This window comes from Bacillus cereus group sp. N6, assembly GCF_016483705.1.
Classification (GTDB): domain Bacteria; phylum Bacillota; class Bacilli; order Bacillales; family Bacillaceae_G; genus Bacillus_A; species Bacillus_A wiedmannii.
This window is the reverse complement of record NZ_JAEHBI010000032.1, coordinates 60,553-66,879: the sequence shown is the minus strand read 5'-3', so window position 1 is coordinate 66,879 and position 6,327 is coordinate 60,553. Positions and strand designations below refer to the sequence as shown.

Below are 6,327 nucleotides of genomic sequence, written 5' to 3'. Positions count from 1 at the left end.
CTCAGTATTTACAAATGAGAGGCATATGAAACTAGTAAAATTAAAAAAGCTTCCGTGAGGAAGCTGAGTAGTTACCTCTTTTTTTAGTTCACTCGCTCTGTATACTCATAAGCTTTCTCTCCGTGCATCGAAATATCAAGTCCCATATGTTCTTCGTGTTCATCTACCCGAACAGGGAGAAAGAAGTTAATTGCTTTAATAATGGCGTACGTCATTATGATTGTGAATGCATATGTTGCGCCAATTGCTACCAGTTGTTTAAACAGTAAAGCAGCGTTTCCGTAAAATAATCCGTTAGCGCCATCAGCATTTACAGTAGTAGTTGCAAAGAGTCCTGTTGCAATACCGCCCCAAGTTCCGCCGATACCGTGGCACCCGAATGCATCGAGTGTATCGTCGTATCCGAATTTTGTTTTTAAGAAAAAGACTGCTCCGAAGCATAATACACCGCCAATTGCTCCGATAAGAAGAGCGGAGAAAGGTGTAACGAACCCGCAAGCTGGTGTAATAGCGACTAAACCGGAAACTACACCGCAAGCAGCTCCCATCGCAGTCGGTTTTGATTGGAAGAACCATTCTGAAAGCATCCAAGTTAATGCGGATGCAGCTGCTGCTATATTTGTATTAATAAATGCGGTTAAAGCTACGTCGTTTAAAGATAATGCACTTCCGACGTTAAAACCGAACCAGCCGAACCATAGTAAGCCTGCGCCTAACATTGTAAATGGTAAATGGTGAGGAGAAGTACCGTTTATGTTTTTTCGTTTTCCGAGGAAAATAGCTAATACAAGGCCAGCCACGCCAGATGTAATATGAACGACGTTACCACCAGCGAAGTCTAATGCGCCGAGTTCTCTTAGCCATCCGCCAACGCCCCATACCCAATGAGCGACAGGATTGTAAACGATTGTTGTCCATAGAAGGATGAAAATAAGGAAAGCAGAAAATCGCATTCTTTCGGCGAATGCACCTGAAATTAAAGCGGGAGTTAAAATGGCGAACATGAGTTGGAACATCATAAATAAATTGTGAGGAATAGTAGATGAGTAGTCTGGATTTGGTGCGTAGGTAACTCCGTTTAAACCGAACCAATCGAGTGTACCGATAAGTCCGTGCCAATCTGGTCCGAATGATAAAGAATAGCCGATCACAATCCACTGAATCGAAACGATAGCCATTGCACTATAACTATGCATTGTCGTACTGAGTACGTTTTTACTGCGAACCATGCCCCCATAAAAAAGTGCCAATCCTGGTGTCATTAACATGACCATTACTGTCGTTACAAACATAAAAACCGTATCTCCTGTATTCATTCTCTCTCCTCCTATGATGTTAGAAAAAATAACATTGATTTGTTATGTTTCATATCATATTCGAAATGAAATGAAAAATCAACTAAAAATTCGGAAAACTTTATACTTCATGTTAGGGAATCTAACATGAAGTATTTTTGGGGGAATGAAATCAACGTATGTGATTCGTCTTGAAAATTGGTATAATATTCTTACAATTAAAAAACATGGGGGATGCGTGTGAGGAAAATACGGACTAGGAAATTATTTATTTGTTTTTGTTTAGCTGTCGTTTTGTTTGTGCCAATACATACGTTTGCAGATGAAAAAAGAGAGTGGCGAGACGAAGTCGTATATTCCATTATGATTGATCGCTTCAATAATGGAGAACCGAAAAATGACAAACAGTTAGAAATTGGAAATTTAGAAGGATATCAGGGTGGAGATATAAGAGGGATTATAAAAAGACTGGATTACATAAAAGAAATGGGTTTTACCACTGTTATGCTTTCACCGTTTTTTGAAAGTGGAAAGTACGATGGGTTAGATGTGCAAAATTTTCAAAAGGTAAATGAACATTTCGGAACAGAAAATGATGTGAAAGAACTTGTACAAGAAGCGCATGCAAAAGGGATGAAAGTTATATTCCAATTTCCGCTTGGAGAAAACGAACAACAAGTTATAGACGCGATGAAATGGTGGATCAAAGAAGTCGATTTAGATGGAAGTTATGTGATACATAGTGAAAAAAAGTCGCGTTCTTTCTGGGATGACGTGCAAAAAGATATGCAAGTGATAAAGAAAGATTTTCGTATTATGACAAAGGAAGATAGTGAATATAACGAAAAAATAGTAGAATCGTTTTCTAAAGTGGATGTATCGGTGAAACCTTTATATGATGTGAGTAAAAAAGAAGGGGAATTCGTTACATTTTTAGATAATCAAGATACAAAAAGGTTTGCCCGTATTGCAAAAGAGAATATGAATTATCCACCATCTCGTTTGAAACTAGCCCTTACATATTTATTAACATCACCAGGTATTCCGAATTTTTATTACGGGACTGAAATTGCATTAGATGGAGGGGATACCCCGGATAATAGACGATTAATGGATTTCAAATCAGATGAAAAATTTGTGCAGCACATAACGAAACTCGGTGAGCTTAGACAAGCGAGACCATCTTTACGCCATGGAACGTTTGAGTTTTTATACGATAAAGATGGAATGAGTGTACTGAAACGAAAGTATAAAGATGAAGTAACATTAGTAGCGATTAATAATACGAAAGAAACACAAAAAGTTGCTTTACCTGTAAGTGCAATTGGCGAAAAACAAGAGTTAAGAGGATTGTTAGAAGATGAAATTATAAGAGAAGAAAACGGAAAGTTTTATCTTGTTTTAAAGCGTGAAGAATCAAATGTATATAAAGTTAACGGGGAAACAGGTGTGAATTGGCTATTTATCTCTTTAATCGTCGGTGTGAACGTATTGTTTATTGCTTTTTTAATTGCGGTTAAAAAGAGACGGAAATGAGTAGCGTTTTTTTAGTAGTTCTTCAGTTTAAGGTGGTGAGGTATTTGCGGAAAAAGAAGTGGTTCGCTCTATGCTTATGTGTTTTTATCGTATTCGTAAGTTTTTATTTTTGGGAAAAGCGTGATGAAGGGGAATTTGTTCGGTGGGGCGATAGTGTTCATTCTGTTGATACGGCAGTTCTGAAAAGAAACGATATAAAATACAAAATACAAAATCGAAAATGATAAAGTATACATACCTAAAAAATCATTTGATAAAGCAATATGGTGTTGCTCTTAATAAATGCGAAATCTCGGTGGGACAGGCTAAGGAGAAAACTTTCTCCCTAGTCTGTTTTTCTGTGAAGTAAGACTCTCGCTTCGAAATGCAGCTGAGAAAAGAAATGAAAAGACCTTTAGAACAACAATAATTGCAACTATATTGATTTTACATTACATTAAAGGGTGAAAAAGATTCTGATACTCATTGAGGGCTATATTTGAGGAGGGGAAATGGAATTTTACGATTTGGGTATTACCATTAAAGAACTTAGAATGAAAAAGAATATATCACAATCTAAATTGTGTCATGGAATATGTTCGCAAAGTCAAATTAGCAAAATAGAAAAAGGTATGATTTATCCATCTAGTATATTGTTATATCAGTTATCTGAAAGACTTGGTATTGATCCAAATAATATTTTCGCACTAACGCAAAATAAAAAACTAAAATATGTAGAAAATGTAAAATATGTAATGAGAGATTGTACAAAGCAAAAACAATATAATGAACTTTACGAAATAGTGAAACAAGAGAAAAACGAAAATAATTTCCAGTTAAAAGAAGATAAACAATTTCTAATATGGCATGAAGCAATTGCTATATTTCATGTAAATAAATCAATAAAAACTGCTTTAAATCTTTTAAATAGTGCATTAAAACTAACTGTAACGAATGGTGATTTTTTATCAGAAAGAGAAATAGATATTATGCAGTCAATGGCTATATTTTATGGGGAAAATAAAGAGTATGAAAAGAGTATTAATATACTAAGAAGATGTTTAACTAATTTTAATAAGTTAGATTTTCCTAGAAATAAAGAGATTAAATTAAAAATCATTTTTAATTTAGCCAAAATTTTAGGTCATGCAAATCAACATGAAGAGGCAATAAAATACAATGATATGGGTATCAAATTAGCTATTAATCTAAACACGTTATATTTATTAGGTGAATTATATTATGGAAAAGGTTGGAATTTACTAAAGCTGAAACAATATAATGAAGAAGATGTAGCTGATAACATGAAAAAAGCATTATTTATCTTTGAACTAACAGAAAAAGAAAATCTAATAAAAATGGTTAAAGAAAAATATTTTGAAAAACAAAATAAAAAATGATTCATAATTTCTGATGAATATCTTATTAATTTCTATAAAAAAAGGCACCTTACGGTGTCTTTTTTATAACTTATATCATCAATTATTACATTTTATAGGTTTCTTATACCAAGCTTTGTTGATGTATTTACACTTCGCAGGTGTTGAAGTTTTAGGTGTATCCTCGGGTGTAGTTATATTATTAGAACACCCTGCAATATATAGACAGAATGTAGTTAATAAAAAACATATTATTAATTTCTTCAAATAACCACTTCTAACTCTTGTTTAATTAACATTTTTTCATAAAATAAATTCCTTACTAATTTTACATTACATGAAAGGGTGGAAAATATTCTTATACTCATAATTTGTTACATTTGAGTAGGGAGGGAGGTTTTGCGCCGATTATTAAAAGGACCTTCTTCATTTATGCATAATAATTAAATACTTATTCTAACTATCCGATTGCTCGTAATCTTAGACTTTGTAATATTTTCTCTACACGCTAAAAAGAAAAACACCCTCTACACAGAGGATGTTTTTCTTTTTAGCGGTAGTTAATAAATTGTACGTCAATCGGTAAGTCAGCACTGCGAACTGCTGCGATAACTGCTTGTAAGTCATCACGGCTTTTCGCTGTAACACGTACTTGGTCATCTTGTACTTGTGTTTTTACTTTTAATTTCATTTCTTTAATGATGTTGTTAATTTTTTTCGCGTTATCTTTATCGATACCTTGTTGAAGTGTTGCGCGTTGGCGAACAGTGTTACCAGTCGCAGCTTCAACTTTTCCGTAATCCAAGTTTTTAATTGGAACGTTACGTTTTACAAGTTTAGAAATTAGAACGTCTTTTACTTGGTCTAATTTGAACTCATCATCAGAAGTTAAAACAAGTACTTCTTTTTCTAATTTAATATCACTTTTACTTCCTTTAAAGTCATATCGGTTTTGGATTTCTTTTAATGCGATGTTAATTGCGTTTGTTACTTCAGGTAATTCTACTTTCGAAACGATGTCAAAAGAACTATCTTTTGCCATAGTTAGCACCTCCAAATAAATTTCTAATCTTTTTATGTACTGTACATACTAAAGTATAGCTGAAAACGAGCCTAGACTTAAGTGTTTTCATACTTATATTTATGTAACCTCATTTTATTATAGTGAATTTTGGGCAGTTGGACAAATAAAGGAAAAATCGTGTTATAATTAACTTTTGTTTGGAATGATAAAAAATATAAAAAAGTTAATTTTATATATATAGAAGGGAATTAAAAAATATGTATTTACAATTAGGATCGATTGAACAGGTAACTGTTTTACGCGAAACGGAAATCGGCTATATGGTTGGGAATGAAGAAGAAGAAATCTTCTTACATAAAAACGAATTAGTTGGAGAAATTGCAGAAGACGATACGATTGATGTATTCTTATACCTTGATCACCAAAATCGTATTTCAGCAACAATGAAGGAGCCGCTTATTACAACTTTTGATTGGAACTGGGTAAAGGTTGTAGAAGTTATTCCTAGTTTAGGTGTGTTTGTTAATATTGGTGTATCAAAAGATATACTAATCCCAGCTGATGAGTTCCCGATTTATATGCCAGTATGGCCAGAGGTTGGAGACGAATTATATTGTACGTTAAAATTAACGAATCGTGATCGCCTTATCGCTCTTCCGGCAAGAGACAGTGATATGCAAGAAATTATCGTAGATGCGACGCCATCTATGCGTAATAAAAACGTAAATGGACGTGTGTATCGTTCACTTCAAGTTGGTTCATTTATACTAACTGATGAGCATTTCCGTGCTTTCTTACACCATACTGAAAGAAAAGAACAAGTCCGCATCGGTGAACGTGTAACGGGCCGTATTATTGACGTGAAAGATGACGGTACAATTAACATTTCACTTCTTCCTCGTAAAGAAGAAGGAATGGAAGATGATGCTACTGTAATTTATGCATATATGGAAGAACGAGGCGGAGCAATGCCGTTTTGGGATAAGAGCCACCCAGAAGATATTAAAGAACGTTTCAACATGAGTAAAGCTGCGTTTAAGCGTGCGCTTGGTAAGTTGATGAAAGAAGAAAAGATTTACCAAGAAGAAGGTTGGACGTATTTTAAGAAGTAAAT

General features: G+C 34.0%; 5 protein-coding genes and 1 pseudogene. 4 read left to right on the top strand and 2 right to left on the bottom strand.

Features of this window, described 5'->3' with window-relative positions; genetic code table 11:
* Positions 1-83: 83 nt before the first annotated feature.
* Positions 84-1,316, bottom strand: coding sequence for an ammonium transporter (locus tag JDS99_RS20590; protein WP_046957003.1), 1,233 nt, complete (start codon positions 1,314-1,316; stop codon positions 84-86).
* Between the two features lie 213 nt (positions 1,317-1,529).
* On the opposite strand from JDS99_RS20590, the gene JDS99_RS20585 reads away from it, so the two are divergent.
* The 3 genes and pseudogenes from JDS99_RS20585 (at position 1,530) to JDS99_RS20580 (ending at position 4,210) form a co-directional block, all read left to right on the top strand.
* A complete protein-coding gene (locus JDS99_RS20585; protein ID WP_242475749.1) occupies positions 1,530-2,831 on the top strand; it encodes an alpha-amylase family glycosyl hydrolase in 1,302 nt (433 codons plus the stop codon).
* Between the two features lie 44 nt (positions 2,832-2,875).
* A pseudogene (locus JDS99_RS32055) lies at positions 2,876-3,110 on the top strand (hypothetical protein).
* A gap of 212 nt (positions 3,111-3,322) precedes the next feature.
* Positions 3,323-4,210: a helix-turn-helix domain-containing protein gene (locus JDS99_RS20580; RefSeq protein ID WP_199695616.1), complete on the top strand. Its 888-nt coding sequence runs from the start codon at positions 3,323-3,325 to the stop codon at positions 4,208-4,210.
* Positions 4,211-4,739: 529 nt separating this feature from the next.
* On the opposite strand, the gene JDS99_RS20575 is transcribed toward JDS99_RS20580, so the two are convergent.
* On the bottom strand, positions 4,740-5,231 hold the full coding sequence (locus JDS99_RS20575; protein ID WP_001040146.1) for a YajQ family cyclic di-GMP-binding protein: 492 nt from the start codon (positions 5,229-5,231) through the stop codon (positions 4,740-4,742).
* A 239-nt stretch (positions 5,232-5,470) separates the two neighbouring features.
* On the opposite strand from JDS99_RS20575, the gene JDS99_RS20570 reads away from it, so the two are divergent.
* Positions 5,471-6,325 (top strand): CvfB family protein, encoded by an 855-nt coding sequence (locus tag JDS99_RS20570; RefSeq protein ID WP_199695615.1) that lies wholly within the window; start codon positions 5,471-5,473, stop codon positions 6,323-6,325.
* The last annotated feature ends 2 nt before the right edge of the window (positions 6,326-6,327 follow it).

What these genes read in the sequence shown, in the direction of transcription:
- JDS99_RS20590 (WP_046957003.1), bottom strand. Translation starts at nt 1,316, where the DNA reads ATGAATACAGGAGATACGGTTTTTATGTTTGTAACGACAGTAATGGTC.
- JDS99_RS20580 (WP_199695616.1), top strand. Translation starts at nt 3,323, where the DNA reads ATGGAATTTTACGATTTGGGTATTACCATTAAAGAACTTAGAATGAAA.
- JDS99_RS20570 (WP_199695615.1), top strand. Translation starts at nt 5,471, where the DNA reads ATGTATTTACAATTAGGATCGATTGAACAGGTAACTGTTTTACGCGAA.
- JDS99_RS20575 (WP_001040146.1), bottom strand. Translation starts at nt 5,231, where the DNA reads ATGGCAAAAGATAGTTCTTTTGACATCGTTTCGAAAGTAGAATTACCT.
- JDS99_RS20585 (WP_242475749.1), top strand. Translation starts at nt 1,530, where the DNA reads ATGCGTGTGAGGAAAATACGGACTAGGAAATTATTTATTTGTTTTTGT.